Below are 617 nucleotides of genomic sequence, written 5' to 3' on the forward strand. Positions count from 1 at the left end.
GGCTCGGGCCGGTGTGGTGGTGCTGGCTGTTCGGGTTCCTGCTGGGTGGGAACTGGCTGCTCACCGAGGCGCTGGCGGGCGCGCTCGGTGCCGGCTGGCGCACCGGGCAGCCGCCGTACCCGAGCCTTCCGGGCCTCGGCGGGTGGCCCGACCCGCACGGCTGGCTCGATCGCCAGGGGTGGCCTGACTTCCACGAGTGGCGGGGGTCCGACGGCTGGCGGCAGGTCGGGCCCGGCGCGGTGGGCGTGGCGGCGCTCATCGGCGCGTGGCCGCCCGCCGCCTGGTGCGCGCGGTGGTTCGCCGCGCGCACCCGCCGTGCGCTGTGGGCGAGCCGGGAGTTGGCGGGGTTCGCGACGGGGGCGCGCAGGGCGTTCGCTGGTGCGCTGGCGCTGTTCGGGTGCGCGCTCGGCGCGCTGCTCGTCGCGGTCTGGTGCGCCCTGTCGTGGCACGGGTTAGGACCGCGACCCGGCTTCGGGCCCGGGGCCGCGCTCGCCGCCGGCGCGCTCGGCCTGCTGCTGTTCGTCGCGCGCCTGCTGGCCGCGCACGGGTTCCGCCGCGCCGCGCGCCGCGGGCTCGCCCTGGCCTGCGGGATCGAGGCGGCGGCGGTGGCGACCGCG

At 79.7% G+C, this 617-nt stretch carries 1 pseudogene; it reads left to right on the forward strand.

Annotated features, from left to right (window positions below):
* A pseudogene (locus KUM32_RS41290) lies at window positions 1-617 on the forward strand (hypothetical protein); the annotation flags it as partial.

It is taken from the genome of Streptomyces sp. AC627_RSS907 (assembly GCF_019049165.1).